At 61.8% G+C, this 18,573-nt stretch carries 20 protein-coding genes; 3 read left to right on the forward strand and 17 right to left on the reverse strand.

The window, feature by feature from the left end; genetic code table 11:
• Window positions 1–5: 5 nt before the first annotated feature.
• From phnE to phnG, 10 genes are all read right to left on the reverse strand, one after another.
• Entirely contained in the window at window positions 6–965 is a 960-nt protein-coding gene (gene phnE / locus FHT78_RS15670) for a phosphonate ABC transporter, permease protein PhnE (RefSeq protein ID WP_183745618.1), read from the reverse strand.
• Window positions 966–1,031: 66 nt separating this feature from the next.
• Entirely contained in the window at window positions 1,032–1,940 is a 909-nt protein-coding gene (gene phnD / locus FHT78_RS15675) for a phosphonate ABC transporter substrate-binding protein (protein ID WP_183745621.1), read from the reverse strand.
• An 88-nt stretch (window positions 1,941–2,028) separates the two neighbouring features.
• The gene (phnC, locus tag FHT78_RS15680) at window positions 2,029–2,874 is read right to left on the reverse strand and encodes a phosphonate ABC transporter ATP-binding protein (RefSeq protein ID WP_183746483.1); all 846 of its coding nucleotides are present in this window, start codon (window positions 2,872–2,874) and stop codon (window positions 2,029–2,031) included.
• Between the two features lie 118 nt (window positions 2,875–2,992).
• Window positions 2,993–3,610 carry a DapH/DapD/GlmU-related protein gene (locus FHT78_RS15685; protein WP_183745623.1) on the reverse strand — a complete coding sequence of 206 codons (618 nt, stop codon included), beginning with the start codon at window positions 3,608–3,610 and terminating at the stop codon, window positions 2,993–2,995.
• Complete coding sequence (phnL, locus tag FHT78_RS15690; protein ID WP_183745625.1) at window positions 3,607–4,317, reverse strand: phosphonate C-P lyase system protein PhnL; 711 nt, start codon at window positions 4,315–4,317, stop codon at window positions 3,607–3,609. The genes FHT78_RS15685 and phnL overlap by 4 nt, the downstream gene beginning before the upstream one ends.
• Window positions 4,318–4,322: 5 nt before the next feature.
• Complete coding sequence (gene phnK / locus FHT78_RS15695; protein ID WP_007813937.1) at window positions 4,323–5,099, reverse strand: phosphonate C-P lyase system protein PhnK; 777 nt, start codon at window positions 5,097–5,099, stop codon at window positions 4,323–4,325.
• Entirely contained in the window at window positions 5,096–5,971 is an 876-nt protein-coding gene (locus tag FHT78_RS15700; protein WP_183745627.1) for an alpha-D-ribose 1-methylphosphonate 5-phosphate C-P-lyase PhnJ, read from the reverse strand. The genes phnK and FHT78_RS15700 overlap by 4 nt, the downstream gene beginning before the upstream one ends.
• Window positions 5,968–7,074 (reverse strand): carbon-phosphorus lyase complex subunit PhnI, encoded by a 1,107-nt coding sequence (locus FHT78_RS15705; protein WP_183745629.1) that lies wholly within the window; start codon window positions 7,072–7,074, stop codon window positions 5,968–5,970. The genes FHT78_RS15700 and FHT78_RS15705 overlap by 4 nt, the downstream gene beginning before the upstream one ends.
• 4 nt (window positions 7,075–7,078) lie before the next feature.
• Window positions 7,079–7,687 carry a phosphonate C-P lyase system protein PhnH gene (phnH, locus tag FHT78_RS15710; protein ID WP_183745631.1) on the reverse strand — a complete coding sequence of 203 codons (609 nt, stop codon included), beginning with the start codon at window positions 7,685–7,687 and terminating at the stop codon, window positions 7,079–7,081.
• On the reverse strand, window positions 7,687–8,163 hold the full coding sequence (phnG, locus tag FHT78_RS15715) for a phosphonate C-P lyase system protein PhnG (protein WP_183746485.1): 477 nt from the start codon (window positions 8,161–8,163) through the stop codon (window positions 7,687–7,689). Before phnG ends, phnH begins: the two co-directional genes overlap by 1 nt.
• 135 nt (window positions 8,164–8,298) lie before the next feature.
• Between phnG and phnF the strand changes: the two genes are divergently transcribed.
• Complete coding sequence (gene phnF / locus FHT78_RS15720; protein WP_183745633.1) at window positions 8,299–9,036, forward strand: phosphonate metabolism transcriptional regulator PhnF; 738 nt, start codon at window positions 8,299–8,301, stop codon at window positions 9,034–9,036.
• Between the two features lie 71 nt (window positions 9,037–9,107).
• On the opposite strand, the gene FHT78_RS15725 is transcribed toward phnF, so the two are convergent.
• From FHT78_RS15725 to FHT78_RS15755, 7 genes are all read right to left on the reverse strand, one after another.
• On the reverse strand, window positions 9,108–9,743 hold the full coding sequence (locus FHT78_RS15725) for a 2,3-bisphosphoglycerate-dependent phosphoglycerate mutase (RefSeq protein ID WP_183745635.1): 636 nt from the start codon (window positions 9,741–9,743) through the stop codon (window positions 9,108–9,110).
• A gap of 22 nt (window positions 9,744–9,765) precedes the next feature.
• On the reverse strand, window positions 9,766–10,590 hold the full coding sequence (gene dapB, locus FHT78_RS15730) for a 4-hydroxy-tetrahydrodipicolinate reductase (protein ID WP_183745638.1): 825 nt from the start codon (window positions 10,588–10,590) through the stop codon (window positions 9,766–9,768).
• Window positions 10,591–10,608: 18 nt separating this feature from the next.
• Window positions 10,609–12,396 (reverse strand): ABC transporter ATP-binding protein, encoded by a 1,788-nt coding sequence (locus FHT78_RS15735; protein WP_183745640.1) that lies wholly within the window; start codon window positions 12,394–12,396, stop codon window positions 10,609–10,611.
• Between the two features lie 151 nt (window positions 12,397–12,547).
• Window positions 12,548–13,564: a glucokinase gene (locus FHT78_RS15740; RefSeq protein ID WP_183745643.1), complete on the reverse strand. Its 1,017-nt coding sequence runs from the start codon at window positions 13,562–13,564 to the stop codon at window positions 12,548–12,550.
• A 28-nt stretch (window positions 13,565–13,592) separates the two neighbouring features.
• The gene (locus tag FHT78_RS15745; RefSeq protein ID WP_183745646.1) at window positions 13,593–13,973 is read right to left on the reverse strand and encodes a methylglyoxal synthase; all 381 of its coding nucleotides are present in this window, start codon (window positions 13,971–13,973) and stop codon (window positions 13,593–13,595) included.
• Window positions 13,974–14,077: 104 nt separating this feature from the next.
• Window positions 14,078–15,172: a penicillin-insensitive murein endopeptidase gene (mepA, locus tag FHT78_RS15750; RefSeq protein WP_183745649.1), complete on the reverse strand. Its 1,095-nt coding sequence runs from the start codon at window positions 15,170–15,172 to the stop codon at window positions 14,078–14,080.
• A gap of 111 nt (window positions 15,173–15,283) precedes the next feature.
• Window positions 15,284–15,856 (reverse strand): hydrolase, encoded by a 573-nt coding sequence (locus FHT78_RS15755; protein WP_183745652.1) that lies wholly within the window; start codon window positions 15,854–15,856, stop codon window positions 15,284–15,286.
• Window positions 15,857–15,896: 40 nt separating this feature from the next.
• On the opposite strand from FHT78_RS15755, the gene FHT78_RS15760 reads away from it, so the two are divergent.
• Window positions 15,897–16,532: a TetR/AcrR family transcriptional regulator gene (locus tag FHT78_RS15760; RefSeq protein ID WP_183745654.1), complete on the forward strand. Its 636-nt coding sequence runs from the start codon at window positions 15,897–15,899 to the stop codon at window positions 16,530–16,532.
• Window positions 16,533–16,637: 105 nt separating this feature from the next.
• Complete coding sequence (locus FHT78_RS15765; RefSeq protein ID WP_183746488.1) at window positions 16,638–18,470, forward strand: extracellular solute-binding protein; 1,833 nt, start codon at window positions 16,638–16,640, stop codon at window positions 18,468–18,470.
• Window positions 18,471–18,573 lie beyond the last annotated feature (103 nt).

Below are 18,573 nucleotides of genomic sequence, written 5' to 3' on the forward strand. Positions count from 1 at the left end.
CAGCCTCAATGTTGCAGGAGGAAGGCGTGTTCGCCAACGAGTCGGCGGCGCAGCCAGGCAGAGAACTGGTCGACAGCGACAATCGTCACGAAGAGCAGCAGCACCAGCGCCACGGTCTTCGCGCCGAAACCGCGCGAAATGGAAAGCTTGAGCTCTTCACCGATACCGCCGCCGCCGACCGCGCCGATGATGGTCGATGCGCGCACGTTGATCTCGAGGCGCAGCAACGCATAGGACGCATAATTCGGCATGACCTGCGGCAGAGCGGCGAAGCGCACGCGTTCCAGCCAGTTGGCGCCGACGGCCCGCATGCCTTCGTCCGGTTTCATGTCGATGTTTTCGGCGACTTCGTAGAAGAGCTTGCCGAGCGCGCCGATCGTATGGAGCGTGATCGCGATAATGGCCGCCACCGGACCGATTGATAGGATCGCCGAAAACAGGCCGGCGATAACGATTTCCGGAAAGGCGCGCAGGAATTCCATGATGCGCTTGGTAAAGATGCGCAACGGCCAGTTCTTCGTCAGATTGCGCGCCGCAAAGAAGCTGAGCGGAACGGCAAAGACGAAGGCGATGATGGTCGAGACGAGCGCGATATTGATCGTGATGATCATCAGCTCGAAATATTCGGGGATATAGAAACTGCCCCAGACATAGACGCGGCCATTGGCGAAATTGAACTCTTCGCCACCCTTGTCGTTCGGGCTCGCAACATCGAAAAGCGCGCGCCAGACATCGGTCCAGTCTTTCGGGATAAGCCAGCTCAGGAAGTCGAAGAGGTGCGGAAGACGCTCGAAGAAATGACCGGCATTGCTCTCGTCGGCAAAACGCACGGAGCTGACGAAGGCAATGAGCAGGATCACCAGACCGAGAACCGTATAGAACCGGCGCTTGGCGACCATACGGTCCCAGGCCTTGCCGATGTCACTCGTATTCTGGATATGCGGTTGGGTATCGGCAATGGTCATCGGTGTCGCGCCCGCTCACAAGAAAAAGGGCGGCCGTCGTCGGCCGCCCCGTACTTACAGATCCGATCAGCCGCCGATAGCAGCCTTACGAACCTCTACAACGGCGTTGTAGAAGTCATGCTTGACCGGGACGTAGCCCTTGTAATCACCGCCTTCGACGGCAGCGAAGCACTTGTGGTCCTTCTCCGGCAGGGCGGTGAAGAAGGCGGTGAGCTTCTTCTGCCACTCTTCGCCGAGAGCGTTGCGAACGACGAGCGGGCCGTTCGGGATCAGCGGCGAACGCCATACTTCAACGAGCTTGTTCGGGTCGACGGCGCCCTTGTCGACTTCCTTGCGGAAGGTACCGGAGGTGTAGCCGTCCTTGAAGTCGCCGATGCCCGAGCTATCGTCAACGGCAACGTCGACCTTGCCGTCATAGGCAGCGAGCAGGTTATTCTCATGACCACCGTTGAACTGGGTGGAAGCGAAGAACTTGTCGTTCGGCATGCCCGTGTCCTTCGGGATCTGCGTCAGCGGAACGAGATAGCCCGAGGTGGAGTCCGGATCGGCGTAGCCGAGCTTCTTGCCTTTGGCGTCCTTGATCGTCTTGATGCCTGATGATTTCAGGGCGAGACCGATCGAGTAGTAACCCGTAGAGCCGTCCTTCTGCTGCGTCGTCAGGATCGGCGTAACAGCCTTCGGGTCCTTGATGTAAACGGATGCGTAGCCGGAAGCGCCGAGTTCGGCGAAGTCGAGTGTGCCGCCGAGGAGGCCCTGGATAACGCCGTCATAGTCGGCGGCCGGGAAGAGCGAAACCTTCTCGAAGCCGAATTCCTGCTTCAGGTGATCTGCAAGGCAGGCGTAGTTGCGCAGGCGGTCGGTTTCGTTTTCGCCGCCAAGGATGCCGACGCGGAATTCCTTGAGGTCAGCGGCATTGGCAGCGCCGGCTGCGAGCGACAGGATCGCCGTAGCCGCAAAAAGTGCTTTCTTCAACATGGGTTCTCTCCTGATTGACCGGGGGCCCGGTCGTTTTGTTACGAAGAAATCTGCCCTTGACGCGGGCATTCGATCGCGGCCGTCCCTCTCACAGACCAGCCAGCGCCAGCGGTTGCGTGCCAGCGGATTGGTTTTCGGCTCCTTCCGGAGGGATATTGATTGCGGTCGAGGTCATCGTCTCGTCGATGCCCGCGCCGTCCTTGTCCGTGCCGTAGATTTCCTTCACGGCCTCGGTGGTGAGTTCGGAGGGCTTGCCGTCGAAAACGACGCGGCCCCCCGCCATACCGACGATGCGTTCGCAGTAGTTGCGGGCCGTATCGAGCGTATGCAGGTTGGTGATGACCGTGATGCCTTCGCGCTCGTTGATGTCGCGCAGAGCATCCATAACGATCTTGGCGTTCAGCGGGTCCAGCGAGGCGATCGGCTCGTCGGCCAGAACCATCTTCGGGTTCTGCATCAGCGCGCGGGCAATGGCCACACGCTGCTGCTGGCCGCCCGAAAGCGTGCCGGCGGCCTGCAGCGCCGTTTGCTCGATGCCGAGGCGTTCCAGTGCAGCAATCGCGTGGATGCGCTCTGCGCGGGTGAAGACGTTGAGCAGGCTAAGGATCGTCGAGCGATGGTTCAGGCGGCCAAGCATGACGTTGGTTAGCACGTCGAGGCGCGGCACGAGATTGAACTGCTGGAAGATCATTGCGCAGTCGCGCTGCCAGTTGCGCAACGCCTGGCCGCGAAGGCCGGAAACCTCGACACCGCCGAAGTGAATGGTGCCGGAGGAAGGTTCCTGCAGGCGGTTGATCATGCGCAGGAGCGTGGACTTGCCGGCGCCCGAACGGCCGATGATGCCGACCATCTGGCCCTGCGGAATGTCTAGCGTTACGGAATCGACAGCGAGCTTCTTTCCGAACCGGCGTGTGACATTCTTCAGCTCGAACATCATGCTCATCCTTCGCATTTCAGGCTTGCTTCTGGGATCGCATTAGTCCCGCTTCATGAACCTCGCGTGTCAGTTTTGTGTAAGTCCTGTCACAAAACTCTGCCCCGCAATATTCAGCTCAACCGCCGTAGCGCGAGAGGAAGTCTTCAGCGCCAAGAGCCCGAAAATCGGGCAGTGCATCGCGCAGGCGGGCATGGTCCCAGTTCCACCAGGCAAGCCTGTCCATGCGCTCGCCGATCTCTTTCGGAAAGCGTTCGCGGATGAGCTTGGCCGGCACGCCGCCGACAATCGTGTAGGGAGCGACGTCCTTCGAAACGACTGCGCCGGCGCCGATGACGGCTCCGTTGCCGACGGTCACTCCCGGCAGGATCGTCGCACCATGGCCGATCCAGACATCATTGCCGATCACCACGCGGCTCGAGCGGCGCCACTCGAAGAATTCGCTCTCCATGTCGGCATCCGGCCAATAGTCGACAGCGCGATAGGTGAAGTGATGCAGCGTTGCGCGCCAGGTCGGGTGGTTGGTGGCATTAATGCGCACAGCGGCGGCGATGTTGACGAACTTGCCGATCGTCGCGCACCAGATGGAGCCGTCCTGCATGATGTAGGAATAGTCGCCGAACTCAGCTTCGCTGATGCGGCAGCGCTCGGAGACTTCCGTATAGCGGCCGAAGCTCGAGTCGGAGACGGAGGCGGTCTCGTGAAAATAGGGCTCGAGCCCGAGATTGCGGCTCATGCTGCGATCGCCTTTCGCGGGGAGAATTGCTGAACGTCGAGAATGCGGTCGGCGGCCGCCTCACGCACTTCCTCGTCGTGGAAGATGCCGAGCAGCGCGACGCCCGCCTTCTTCTTTTCCTCGATCATGCCGACGACGACGGCGCGGTTCTTCGCATCGAGCGAGGCGGTCGGCTCGTCGAGCAGCAGGACCGTATGCTCGGTGATGAAGCCGCGGGCGATGTTGACGCGCTGCTGCTCGCCGCCGGAGAAGGTGGCTGGCGGCAGCTGCCAGAGCGCTTCCGGCAGGTTGAGCTTTTCGAGCAGTGCTGCGGCCTTTTCCCTGGCGCTCGCAGCATTTTCTCCACGAGCGAGCAAGGGTTCGGCAACCACATCGAGTGCCGCAACACGCGGCACGGTGCGCAGGAACTGGCTGACATAGCCGAGTGTGTGGCGCCGCACGTCGAGAATGGTGCGCGGGTCCGTTGCGGCAAGATCGACGACCTTGCCGTTGTGGTTGATGAGGATCTGCCCCGTATCGACGGCATAATTGCCGTAGATCATCTTGAGCAGCGAGCTTTTGCCGATGCCCGAGGGGCCGCCGAGTACGACGCATTCGCCCGAAGCCACCGAGAAGGAGACATCGGAGACAACAGGCAGCTTGATGCCGTCGCGCAGGTGCATAGTGAAGCTCTTGGCGACTTCCGAAACGACGAGAGGTGTTGCCATGGTTCTTAAACCTGCAGGATCGAGGAAACGAGGAGCTGGGTGTAGGGCTCGCGCGGGTCATCGAGCACACGGTCGGTCAGACCCTGCTCGATGACGAAGCCGTCCTTCATTACCATCATACGGTGGGAGAGGAGACGAGCGACGGCGAGATCGTGGGTGACGATGATGGCCGACAGGCCGAGATCGTTGACGAGGCCGCGCACCAGATCGAGCAGACGCGCCTGAACCGAGACGTCGAGGCCGCCGGTCGGCTCATCCATGAACACGAGGCGCGGGCCGGTGACGAGGTTGCGGGCGATCTGCAGGCGCTGTCGCATGCCGCCGGAAAAGGCGCGCGGCTGGTCGTCGATGCGGTCGGCGTCGATCTCGACGCGTTCCAGCCAGTCGATGGCGGTGGAGCGGATCTTGCCATAGTGACGATCACCGATCGCCATCAGGCGTTCGCCGACATTGGCGCCGGCAGAGACCGTCATGCGCAGCCCGTCAGCCGGGTTCTGGTGCACGAAGCCCCAGTCCGTGCGCATCAGGAAGCGGCGCTCGGCCTCGTTCATATGGTAGAGGTCGCGGTAGCTGCCGTCGCGCATGTGGTACTCGACACTGCCGGTGGTCGGCATCAGCCGGGTGGAGATGCAGTTGAGCAGCGTCGTCTTGCCCGAACCGGATTCGCCGACGATGGCGAGCACTTCACCGGGCCAGAGCTCGAAGGAGACGTTCCGGCAGCCGATGCGGTTGCCGTAGAACTTCGAGAGGTCGTTGACTTTCAGAAGTGGTATCTCGGTCATTCTGCAGCCTCCCGGGCCAGCATTTCGCCGGCATGTCCATGCGCCCGGCGGTCTTCGCAATGGTCGGTATCGGAGCAGACGAACATGCGCCCGCCCTTGTCGTCGAGAATGACTTCGTCGAGATAAACCTCTTCCGCGCCGCACAGCGCGCAGGGCTTGCCGAAGCGCTGGATTTCGAAAGGATGGTCTTCAAAGTCCAGGCTGACGACATCGGTATAGGGCGGCACGGCATAGATGCGCTTTTCGCGGCCGGCGCCGAAAAGCTGCAGTGCCTCCGACTTGTGCATCTTCGGATTATCGAATTTCGGGGTCGGCGAGGGATCCATTACGTAGCGGCCATGAACCTTGACCGGATAGGCATAGGTCGTGGCGATGCGGCCGTTGCGGGCGATGTCCTCGTAGAGCTTCACATGCATGAGGCCGTATTCCTCGAGCGCATGCATCTTGCGCGTTTCGGTCTCACGCGGTTCGAGGAAGCGCAGCGGTTCCGGGATCGGCACCTGATAGACGAGCACCTGGCCCGGCCCGAGTTTCTCCTCGGGGATGCGGTGGCGTGTCTGGATGATCGTCGCGTCCTTGGTATGCGTCGTCACAGCGACATTGGCGACCTTCTGGAAGAAGGCGCGGATGGAGACGGCGTTCGTCGTATCGTCGGCGCCCTGGTCGATGACCTTGAGAACGTCGTCGGGTCCGATGATCGATGCCGTCACCTGCACGCCGCCCGTGCCCCAGCCGTAGGGCATCGGCATTTCTCTTGACGCAAATGGAACCTGATAGCCGGGGATGGCGATCGCCTTCAGGATGGCGCGGCGGATCATGCGCTTAGTCTGTTCGTCGAGATAGGCGAAATTGTAGGTGGCGAGATCACTCATTCGGCGGCCTCCTTTTGGGTCTCGCCGCTCGCGCGGGCGGCTTCGAATTCGCGGCGCATGCGGCGGACGAGGTCGAGTTCGGCCTGGAAGTCCACGTAGTGCGGAAGTTTCAGGTGCTCGACGAAGCCCGTCGCCTGCACATTGTCGGAATGGGAAATGACGAATTCCTCGTCCTGCGCCGGCGCGGTGATGTCCTCACCGAGCTCTTCGGCCCGCAATGCGCGGTCGACCAGCGACATGGCCATCGCCTTGCGCTCGCTCTGTCCGAAGACGAGGCCATAGCCGCGGGTGAACTGCGGCGGGGCCTTGGCCGAACCCTTGAACTGGTTGACCATCTGGCATTCGGTGAGCTGGATCGGTCCAAGCGAAACGGCAAAGCCGAGCTCCGGCACGTCGAATTCCACTTCGACCTCGCCGATGCGGATTTCACCGGTGAAGGGGTGGTTGCGGCCGTAACCGCGCTGGGTGGAATAGCCGAGCGCCAGCAGGAAGCCTTCGTCGCCGCGGGCAAGCGCCTGCAGTCGAAGATCCCTGGTCATCGGGAATTCCATCGGCTCGCGCGTCAGGTCGCCTGTCTCGTGGTCTTCAGGAAGCTCCCCGTCGTTTTCGATCAGGCCTTCCTGTCCCAAGATTTCGGAAACGCGCATGACGCAGCCGCTCTCCGCCTCGCGTTGGGCGGGCTCTTCCACGGCCTCGTCCGTCAGAAGGGTCGGGTCGAGCAGGCGGTGCGTGTAGTCGAAGGTGGGTCCAAGCAGCTGACCGCCCGGGAGATCCTTGTAGGTGGCGGAGATGCGGCGCTCGATCTGCATATTGGCCGTATCGAGCGGCTTCGAATAGCCGAAGCGCGGCAGCGTCGTGCGATAGGCGCGCAGCAGGAAGATCGCCTCGATCATGTCGCCGCGCGACTGGCGCACGGCAAGGGCTGCGAGCGTCCGGTCATAGAGCGAAGCTTCGGCCATGACGCGGTCGACGGCGAGAGCGAGCTGTTCGACGATCTGCGCGATCCCGATCGCAGGCACGGAGCGATCGCCGCGGCGGCGATCGGCGAGCAGGCGATGGGCATTGGCGATGGCGGCCTCGCCACCCTTGACGGCAACATACATGAGCTCAGATCTCCGTTGCTGTGATCTTGGTGGTGCGCGGCAGGCAGAGGAAACGCCTGCCCGCCGTCAGCACGATGTCGACGCCGCGTGGGAAGAGGGCGCGGTTTTCCGTCCACAGACGCAGGAACGTCTCCGGCAGGCCGACAGGCGCGATCTCGGTCACGCTCTGAATGCCCGGGCCCATCAGTGCGAGCCGGCGGCCGCCCTCAAGACCGGTAAGTTCGATCACGACAGTCGTGGAACGATCAGGGTATTCTTGCGTGCCCGATGCAAACAAGCCGAACGTGGAAAGCGTCATGCCGGCCTCGACGAAGGCAAAGCGCGCTTCTGCCTTTTCGGTGGTCAGAGGTGCGCCGGCATGAAAGCCGAGCCATTCCGGAACGCCCGACTTGGCAAGCCCTGCGGAAAGCCAGACTGGGGTGTCATGGTCGCAAAGCGTCAGGCCGACCGCGCCGGCAGCAATGCCGAGCGGCGCGGGCGGCATCACATCAGGAATGACGGTCTGAATCGTGCCGGGCCGGGCCATGCCGTCCATCAGCATCTTGAAAACGCTCTGGGCATGGAAGACCGGCTCGGCAAAGCCGCCGGTCAGAACGTCGGTCTTAAGGCTCATCAGTCTTCTCCCCGGACCATGGTGAAGAAATCGACGCGGGTCGCAGCCGCTTCTTCTGCCTTGCGGTTGATGTCGTCGGCGATCCGCCGGGCAATCGGCGACAGCAGCTTGTCCTCGACGAAGTCCCTGGTCGCCTCTTCCTGCCAGAGCGCATCGAAGATGGCGGAAAGCCTGGCCTTCTCACGGTCGGTACCGAGTGCCTGCGCATGGCCGACTGAACCGGAAGCAAGGCGCACAGTCGCGCGCGTCACCGTCACTTCGCCGAGATTGAAAGGCGCACCGCCGCCGCCGATGCGGCCGCGAACCATGACGAGGCCGGTCTCCGGGCCGCGCACCGGCTGCACACCCGGCTGTACGGCAAGCGCGTCCCAAGCCGCCAGCAATTCCTGTGTTTCGGCGCGCGCCAGAAGGTCGACGGTGCGTTTACGCCCGCCTTCCGTTCGCGCCGCAGCTTCCGTCTTCTCCGCTGCCGTCATCATCTTTTCCTCGGAAAATGTCTATTGATATAGACAACCATACAAGCTATACCTATCCCTAAATCGGCGAGGTGACAAGCGTGTGACACGCCACACCTGAATTTGGCTGGGCCGAAAATGAGCTGGCAGGGGTGAATGGCAGGAATAAAGCAGGTACAGCGTCAGACGGGCGTGGCGCTCTGGCGCCAGATCGCAGACCGGATACGCGAGGCGATCAGCCGTGGCGCTTACGACGAGACGGGCATGGTGCCTCCGGAAACCGTTCTGGCGCTGCAATTCGGCGTCAACAGGCACACGGTTCGCAGCGCACTTGCAGCACTTGCGCAGGAGGGTATCGTTCGCGCGGTGCAGGGTCGCGGAACGCTGATCGAGCGCAAGGAGCGCCTGAACTTTCCGATCAGCCGCCGCACCCGCTTCACCGACGGTATCCGGGATCAGGCGCGGGAGACGCGTGCGCTGCTCCTCGGCCATGCGGAGGAGGAGGCCGATGCAGAGGTGGCACGTTGGCTGCATCTCAAGCCGGGCACGCCGGTGATCCGGCTGGAGACGGTTCGCGAGGCGGACAAGCGTCCGGTCTCGCGAGCGACGAGCTGGTTTCCGGCGCCGCGCTTCGCCGGCATCGGGGAAGCCTATCGGATGGCGGGATCCATCACCAAAGCCTTCGCCGCCCTCGGCCTATCGGATTATGTGCGCGCCACGACGGAGATTACCGCTGCCCACGCCGATTCCGCCGATATTGCCGATCTGGGCCTGACGCCGGGCGCCATCCTCTTGATCACCAAGGCGATGAACACCGATCTGGACGGCGAACCGGTTCAATACTCGATCAGCCGCTTTGCCGCTGATCGGGTTCAGTTCACCATCGAAAGCTAAAATGACGAAAACTGAAAACGAAAAGGCCGGGCGACAGCCCGGCCTTGAACCTTATCGATGCCTGATCGCGCTCAGTGCGCGCCAGACATGTCGCCAAGTACTTCCTTGGAATCGACGGTGGAATCGGCCTTCAGCTTGTAGACCATGGGCACGCCGGTCGCGAGATTGAGCGACAGAACCTGTTCGCGGGTGAGGCGGTCGAGAACCATGACGAGCGAACGCAGCGAATTGCCGTGGGCGGCAACCAACACCTTTTCGCCGCGCAGGACGCGTGGAAGGATTTCCGTCAGGTAGTAGGGCCAGACGCGGGCGCCGGTGTCGCGCAGGCTCTCGCCGCCCGGAGGCGGAACGTCATAGGAGCGGCGCCAGATATGCACCTGCTCTTCGCCCCACTTGGCGCGCGCGTCGTCTTTGTTGAGGCCGGAGAGGTCGCCATAGTCGCGCTCGTTCAGCGCCTGGTCGCGGATCGTCTCGAGGTTCGGCTGGCCGACTTTGTCGAGGACGAGCTTCAGCGTGTGCTGCGCGCGCACCAGTGCGGAGGTGAAGGCGATATCGAACTTGATGCCGTAATCGGCAAGCGCCTGGCCGCCGGTCGTGGCCTCCTGGATACCGAGCTCGGTCAGATCGGGGTCTTTCCAGCCGGTGAAGAGATTCTTGAGATTCCAGTCGCTCTGGCCGTGGCGAACGAGGACGAGGGTACCGCTCATGAAAAATGCCTCCGAGAAATGGTCAATGGGAAGAAAGCCCGAGAACGTCGAGCATGGAATAGAGCCCCGGCTTCTTGTCGCGCGCCCAGAGGGCTGCCTTGATAGCGCCACGCGCAAAGATCGAACGGTCGGTCGCGCTGTGCGACAGGGTAACGGTCTCGCCTTCGCCGGCGAAAAGTACGGAATGCTCGCCGATCACGGAGCCGCCGCGCAGCGTCGCAAAGCCGATCGTGCCGGCTTCCCGCGCCCCCGTATGGCCGTCACGCACGCGCACGGACTTCGCACCAAGATCGATATTGCGGCCCTTCGCCGCCGCCTCGCCGAGCAAAAGGGCCGTACCCGACGGCGCGTCGACCTTGCGCTTATGATGCATTTCGAGAACTTCGATATCCCAGTCGGCTGGATCGAGCGCCTGGGCTGCCTGCTGCACGAGGACGCTGAGCAGGTTGACGCCGAGGCTCATATTGCCCGACTTGACGATACGGGCATGGCGCGAAGCCGCCGCAATCTTCGCATCGTCCTCTTGCGAGCAGCCGGTCGTGCCGACGACATGAACGATGCGGGCCTGCGCGGCGAGACCGGCAAATTCAATGGACCCGGCAGGCGAGGTGAAGTCCAGCACGCCCTCGGCATGCAGGAATGCTGCCAGCGGATCGTCGCCGATGATGACGCCGCTGGTACCGAGCCCGGAGATTTCGCCGGCATCCTTGCCGATGAAGGGCGAGCCGGGACGCTCGATCGCTGCATGCAGCGTAACACCGTCGATGGAATGGATGAGACGGATGAGCGTCTGCCCCATGCGCCCCGCCGCTCCGACCACAACCAGTTTCATCGCAGCGTCGCTCATGTCAGTCCATCATCCCGATCAGTATGAATCAGAAGCCGAAGGCCTCTGCAGATTGTTGAGGCGAGCGTAAAGTCCGTCGCTGACCTTCGCAAGCGTCTCGTGATTGCCTTCTTCCACGACGCGGCCCTGTTGCATGACGATGATCTTGTCGGCCCGCACCACGGTGGAGAGCCGGTGGGCGATGACGACGACAGTGCGACCGGTCATGGCTTCGTCGAGCGCCTTCTGCACGGCTGCTTCCGATTCCGTATCGAGCGCCGAGGTCGCCTCGTCGAGCAGCAGGATCGGTGCGTTGCGCACCAGCGCGCGGGCGATCGACAGCCGCTGGCGCTGGCCGCCTGACAGCGTCACGCCGTTTTCGCCGACGGGCGTGTCATAGCCCTGGGGCTGGGAAACGATGAAGTCGTGTGCATAGGCAAGCCGTGCCGCCTTTTCGATCTCTTCATCCGTCGCTTCCGGACGGCCGTAACGGATATTATCGCGGATCGTGCCTTCGAAGAGGTAGGGCTGCTGCGAGACATAGGCGAGCTGCCGGCGCAGCGACTGCTTGGTCACATGCGCAATATCCTGCCCGTCGATCAGGATCTGGCCCTCCCGCGGATCATAGAAGCGCGGAATGAGGTTGATGACGGTGGATTTGCCCGCACCCGAGGGGCCGACGAGTGCGGTGGTCTTGCCGCCTTCGGCCGTCAGCGTCACGTGATCGAGCACGCTTTCGTTGCCATAGGCGAAGGAGACATTGCGTAGCTCGATCTTTGCCTCGGTCACGACAAGCGGCTTTGCATCCGGCAATTCGCGCTGGCGCGGCTCCATGTCGAGCAGCTCATAGATCATCCGGGCGTTGACGACGGCGCGCTCCATCTGAACCTGCAGGCGGGCAAGACGACGGGCCGGATCGTAAGCGAGGAGCAGGGCGGTAACGAAGGAGAAGAAGGCGCCGGGCGGCACGCCCTGATAGATCGAGCGATAGGCGGCATAGGCCAACACGCTCGCAACGGCAAAGCCGGCAAAGCTCTCCGTCAGCGGCGATGTGCGCTCGGAAAGCCGCGCGATGCGGTTTGCCCTGCCTTCGGCAGCGCCGATCAGCTTGTTTACCTTGTTTTCCAGCGCCTCCTCCATCGTGAAGGCCTTGACGATGGAAATGCCCTGGATCGTTTCCTGCATGGCGCCGAGAACGTGGCTGTTGAGGTTGACCGCCTCGCGGGTTGCCGAGCGCAGACGCTTGGAAACGTAGCGCAGCGCATAAAGCAGCGGCGGCGCCAGAATGAAAACGGCAAGGCTCAGCAGCGGATCCTGAACGACCATGACGCCGATCAGCGAGACGAAGGTCAGGAAGTCGCGTACTGTCGAGGTTATGGTGAGGTTCAAAACGTCGCGGATGCCGGTGACGTTCTGGCTGACCTGAGCGGCGATATGGGCCGAACGCGCCTCGTTATAATAGCCGACAGAGAGCGTCATCAGGTGCGAATAGATCCGCCGCTGATAGCGCGCGACGATATCGTTGCCGATCCTTGAAAGGGCGACCCCCTGCCCGTAGCTCGCAAAACCGCGCAGCATGAAGGCGATGAAGATCGACAGACAGATGATCCAGACGACGTCCGCGCGCCGGTTGGCGAAGGCCTCGTCGATGATTGCCCGCATGATCCAGGCGGTAAAGGCTGTCGAAAGCGCCACGACGATCAGGCAGGCGATTGCAAAGACATAGCCCCAGAAATGGTCCCGGCCGTTTTCCGCAATGATGCGTTTCAGGATGCCGGTCACGGTATCGCTGTTGGCATGTGGTTGTCTGCTGTCGGCGGCTTCCAAAAAAGATTTCCTGTCTCGGGGCTGCGTGCCGCAGGCGCGGCACGCATATGCGCGGGCTCTATAAAGAGTTGGAGTGGCTTTGGCTAGAGCGCCGTGCGTCCCATCGGGGCGCACAAAGGCCGCTCTAACGCCTTGAAACTATGCTTCGGGCTCAGGCCCGCCAGCGCCGTCCATCCGTCGAAACGCCGAAGTTTGCGGGCATCCGCGCATAGGAAGAAAGCCCGGCAAGAGCAGCCAACGGATGCGTCACGACATAGGTCGGGATCGTGCGCAGCAGGGCCGAATGCGGCGCCTTGTCTTCGAAGGCGGCCCGGAATTCCGGCTTTCTCAGGGCCGGAAGGATCTTCTGAGAGATGCCGCCCGAGAGATAGACGCCGCCGCGGGCCATGAACACCAGAGCCATGTCGCCCGCCACGCGGCCGAGATAGGTGGCAAACAGCGAAACCGTTTCGACCGCGACCTTGTCACTGCCGACGAGCGCATGCGACGTGATGTCCGCCGGGTCGCTCATTGCAGGCGTGGCACCGTCGGCTGCGCAGATGGCGCGGTAAAGATTGACGATGCCGCGACCGCAGAGGATCTGTTCGGCCGAAACGCGGCCCTCAATGGTCTCGATATGCGGAAAGATCTCATAGTCTCGTTTGCTGCGCGGCCCGAGATCGACATGCCCGCCTTCGCCCGGAACCGGAATCCAGGTCGATTGGGTATGGACCAGACCGCCGACGCCGAGGCCGGTGCCGGGTCCGAGCACGACGCGGGACGCCACCATGTCGCCAGCAGCATTGCCGATGCGTTCCCGGTTCTCGTCGGAAAGGGCTGCAATCGCCAGCGCCTGTGCTTCGAAATCATTGACGATGAGCACATCGACGAGGCCGAGGCCCTCGATCATCGTCTTCGGCCGCACCACCCAAGGGCAATTGGTCAGCGGGATTTCATCGGCCTTGATCGGGCCGGCAACGGCAAGGATCGCCGCGCGCGGCTGGACGGACGTCTTGTCCAGCACACCCTTCTGGATCGCCTCGTCGATCGTCTCGTAATCGGCCGTGCGCACATTGGGAAACTGCTTCGGCTCCGCATAGGCATCCGTCAGGATTGAGAAGCGGGCATTCGTGCCACCGATGTCTCCGATCAGGATCGGAAAGGGCAAGGGAGTAGAGGATGCAGTCATGGCCGGTTCCGTGCTGGTGCCCGAAGGATCAGGCGTTAAGGGTAGGGAGAAGCTTTTCGGCTGTCGACTCGTTCAGCGCCATCGGGATGTCGTAGACGATCGCAAGCCGCATCAGCGCCTTCACATCCACATCATGCGGCATCGGCGTCAGCGGGTCCACGAAGAAGATCAGGGCGCTGACCTCGCCGGTAGAGATCAAGGCGCCGATCTGCTGGTCGCCGCCGAGCGGACCGCTCTTCAACCGTGTGACATCAAGATCGGGAGCGGCATCGAGAACACGCCCGCCGGTTGTGCCGGTGGCGACGATTTTCCAGGGGGCCAGGAGGTCTCTGTTGCGGCGGGCAAATGCCGCCATCTCGTCCTTCTTCTGGTCATGCGCAATCAATGCTAGGCATTTGCCGCCGGCCATGAACGGAACCTCCGCGAGCGTAATTCAATCGATTTGGCCGCTTCTACACCAGGCGTTTGCGATTTGAAAGACAGTCGCCCGCCCGCCTGTTTAGCCTATCGAGCTTATTGCACGACCGGCTTGTCGTTCGGAACCGGGCCTAGCGAAGGAAGCGCGCTGCCGGTATCGACAGGCGGTGCGGCCGCCGGGGCTGCCGTCAGGGCACTCGCTGCGGAAGGGCCGCCATAGGTGCCAGCTTCCGTAGAGGCGATGGACGGAGCATCGACAACGGCGGAGCAGGCCTTCGGCAGGTCGGAGACCATGACTTCACGCGGCGGCTTCGGCGGCTTTGTGCTGGGCTTGGGCGCCGCCCAAGGCTCCTTGGTGAACCACCAGGCAAGCGACTTGTCGCAGCCGTCGCCGGCAGCCACCGGCGGCTGTGGCGTACAGCCGTTGGCGCCCGGCGGGCATTTGATGCGGATATGGAAATGCGAATCGTGCCCATATTCGGGCCTGAGCTTGCCGAGATTGGTGCGGTCGCCCGTCCAGGTGTCGCACAATTTCTTCTTGATCGCCGGGTTGACGAAGATGCGCTGGACCTGCGGATAGCTTGCCGCCAACATCAAAAGTTCCGCCCGCTGCTCGCTCCACACTTTCGGGTCGAGGGTCAGGAACTTGTCCTTCTGCAGCATCGAGATGAAGGGCAGGTCTTCCCGTTCTTCGTAACTCATGCGATGCGAGGGCATCGGCGTCAGCCAGACATCGGCATCGAGGCCGATCTGGTGTGAGGCATGGCCGTTCGGCATCGGCCCGCCGCGCGGCTGGGCGATATCGCCGACGAGGATACCGGGCCAGCCAATCCTGGTGCGCGCATCCTGCGAGAATTTTTCCAGAAGCGAAATCATCGCCGGATTGCCCCAGCGCCGGTTGCGCGACAGACGCATCGCCTGCCAGGTCGGCCCGTCAACCGGCAGTGCCTCCGCACCGGTCATGCAGCCCTTGGCGTAGAAACCGATCGGCTGCGCCGGACCCTGCGTCGGCAATTTTTCTGCACCGAAAATCGCCTTGGCGCTGCCGGGGCTCGGCGTCTTCTGCTGTGCGCCGACATCACCGGCAACAAGGCTTGCGCCTATTACGCCGGCAAGCGTCAGCTTGCCAAACGTCCTGAAACCGAAGGTCAGTTTGCCGAAAGTCCTGAAAGCCTGAGCCTTGAAAGCCATGCCGTTCCCTTGCCGCATTTACCAAAGTGATTTGCAATCGAATCTACCGTGAAAAGCAATTTTGGTGAATCGATGATTTGGCAGGCGGCGCGGGGACGGATCGCCGCGCCGTCACACGTTGGCTAGAACCTCTGCGGTTTTGCGCACGCACGAAAGGCGCGGCAGGATGCGCTCGCAGGAAAGCGAATGCATTTCGGCGGTGAAGGTGCTCATCGCGTCCTCGACGGCGATCACAGCGTAATTATGCGCAAACGCATCGCGGATTGTCGCCTCGACGCCGAAATTCGTGGCGATACCCGTCAGGATCACGGTCCTGATGCCGCGGCGGCGAAGCTGGAGATCCAGTTCCGTGCCGTAGAAGGCGCTCCATTGATGCTTGACGATATGGACGTCGGCCGCGAGCGCAGCGATTTCCGCTGGTGCCGCAAGGGCGGCCGCCGGAAGGCCGCCTTCGGGGAAAACCGCCGGCTCGTCCACCGGCTGGTTGACAGCATCGGCATAGTCCGGGGAGAATCCGACCGTGACCAGGATCACCGTCCCGCCTTCGGTCTTCAGCTTGGTAGCGATGGCGGCTGTATTCTCGATCACCTGCTGGGCGGAATGGGGCGCAAGCTGCCGGCTGACGATGAAGCCTTGCAGGTCGATGGAAATGAGTGCGGTAGTCTTCGGATCGTAAAGGGACATCGGGAGTCTCCGGGAAAGAAAATATGAGGATATCCTCACAATGACAAATACGAGGATTGCCTCACAAAAATCAAGCCCGGAACCGCAAACCCGTGTGCCGAAACGCCAGCGCGGCCACGAGCGCGTCGCGATCTTGCTGGAAGCGGCAGCCAGGGTCTTTCTCGAAAAGGGCTATGACGCCGCGACCATGACGGAGATCGCCGCGGCCGCGAATTCTTCCATCGGTTCGCTCTACCAGTTCTTCCCGACCAAGCTCCTGCTTGCCGAGGCGCTGCATATCGATCGCCTGCAGCGTCTGAACGGCGGGCTCGCCGAACTCGCGGAGAAGACGAGGGGGAAAAGTGCTGCCGAAATCGGCGATGCGATCTTCACGCGGTTCGGCCGGTTCATCGAGAATCATCCGGAGTTCCCGGTTCTCGCAGCACGGCGCGATGTACCCAAGGAGCGCAAGGCGAAATCGCGTGCGGAGCTTCGCGCCAGCATCACCGCACTCCTGAAGAATGCCGAGCCGTCGGTCGAGCGCGATGTCGATCTCTTGGGTGCCCTTGTCCTGGAGCTTCTGCGCATCGTCGTCGCCGCCGCCAACGACCCCGATGGCTCGGGCGATCCCCGCCTGGTCGGGGAGTTGCGTCGCATGCTCCGCAAGCGCCTCGAGGAAGTGGCGCCCTGCACGTGAGCGATCGGGTAAAAATTTCGCGAGCCCGGGAAAAAACAAAGTCTTTCCTGTTTTTCGCCTGCATTTCTCGTATTGTCGGCGAAACTAATAACTGGGGAAGAATGTATAGTGGCTTCGTGGTCGAAAATCGGTGTTCTGGTAGCATTTCTGGGTTCGCTTATGCCTGCGGCTGTATTTGCTCAGGATCAGCAGTTCCAGATTGGCAGTTCGGTCATCAGCGAGATGAAGTACAAGCCGGGCTTTACCCATTTCGACTACGTCAATCCCGATGCCCCGAAAGGCGGCGACCTGCGTCTGTCTTCAAGCGGCACTTTCGATACTTTCAATCCTTTGCTGGCAAAAGGCCAGACAGCGGTGGGTCTGTCGCTTGTCTACGACACCCTGCTGAAGCAAGCTGATGACGAACTCCTCGTCTCCTATGGCCTGCTTGCCGAGGGCCTTTCCTATCCTCCCGACGTAGCGACCACAACCTTTCGCCTTCGCAAGGAGGCCAAATGGGCAGATGGTCAGCCGGTCACGCCCGAAGACGTGATTTTCAGCTTCTACAAGACCAAGGAGCTGAACCCGCTTGCCGGAAACTACTACCATCACGTGGTCAAGGCTGAGAAGACGGGCGAGCGGGACGTTACATTCACCTTCGACGAGAGGAACAACCGCGAGCTGCCGAACATTCTCGGCCAGTTGGTGATCGTGCCGAAACACTGGTGGGAGTCACCGGGACCGGACGGTAAGCCGCGCGACATTTCGAAGACGACGCTCGAGCCGGTGATGGGCTCGGGACCCTACAAGATTGCCGCCTTCTCTCCCGGCGCCACGATCCGCTACGAATTGCGGGATGACTATTGGGGCAAGGACCTCAATGTGAACGTCGGTCAGAACAATTTCCGTAACATTCTCTACACCTATTATGGCGATCGGGATGTCGAGTTCGAAGCTTTTCGTGCCGGCAACAGCGATTACTGGCAGGAGACTTTTGCAGCGCGTTGGGCAACGGGATATGATTTCCCCGCAGTGAAGGAAGGGCGCATCAAGAAAGAAGATGTCACCAATCCCCTGCGCTCCACTGGCATCATGCAGGCGCTCGTGCCGAATATGCGGCGCGACATCTTTAAGGATGAGCGGGTGCGCGAGGCGTTGAACTACGGTTTCGATTTCGAGGAATTGAACCGCACGATCGCCTTCAACAGCTACAAGCGCATCGACAGCTATTTCTGGAACACCGATCTTGCCTCGTCCGGCCTTCCGCAGGGCAGAGAGCTGGAAATTCTTCAGGGCCTGAAGGATCAGGTTCCGGCGGAGATCTTCACGACCCCCTACAGCAATCCCGTCGGCGGGGATCCGCAGAAGAGCCGCGACAACCTTCGCAAGGCGATCTCTCTTCTGAAGGAAGCCGGCTGGGAGCTGAAGGGCAATCGGATGGTCAATGCCAAGAGCGGCCAGCCGATGAGCTTCGAAATATTGTTGTCGAGCCCCCTGCTCGAGCGCTGGGCGGTGCCCTATGCCACCAATCTGAAGAAGATCGGCATCGATGCGCGGGTCCGCACGGTCGATGCCGCGCAATATACCAACCGCGCGCGCAGTTTCGATTTCGATATGATCTGGAATGTCTGGGCTCAAACCGTGAACCCGGGCAATGAACAGGCCGACTACTGGGGATCGGCTTCCGCCAACCAGCAAGGCTCGCGCAACTATGCCGGCATCGCCAATCCGGCCATCGATGCGCTCGTTCGCATGATTATCTTTGCTCCCAACCGGGAAGAGCAGATCGCTGCCATCAAGGCCATGGACCGTGTGCTGCTCGCCAATCACTATGTCATTCCGCTGTTCTACCGCGATACTTATTCGATCGCCTATTGGAACACGATCACCCGTCCGGCAGAGTTTCCGGCATACAGCCTCGGCTTCCCCGATGCCTGGTGGTCCACCTCGGCGAAATGAGCAGACTTGCAATGCGAGGATGCCTGGGCTCCAAATGGCGCGAGCGAATCAGGAACTAGCCGGCGTAAGCGGCAAAGGAAGGCTGGCAGATTGAACGGCAATC

This window comes from Rhizobium sp. BK196 (assembly GCF_014193255.1).
In the GTDB taxonomy this organism is placed as follows: domain Bacteria; phylum Pseudomonadota; class Alphaproteobacteria; order Rhizobiales; family Rhizobiaceae; genus Rhizobium.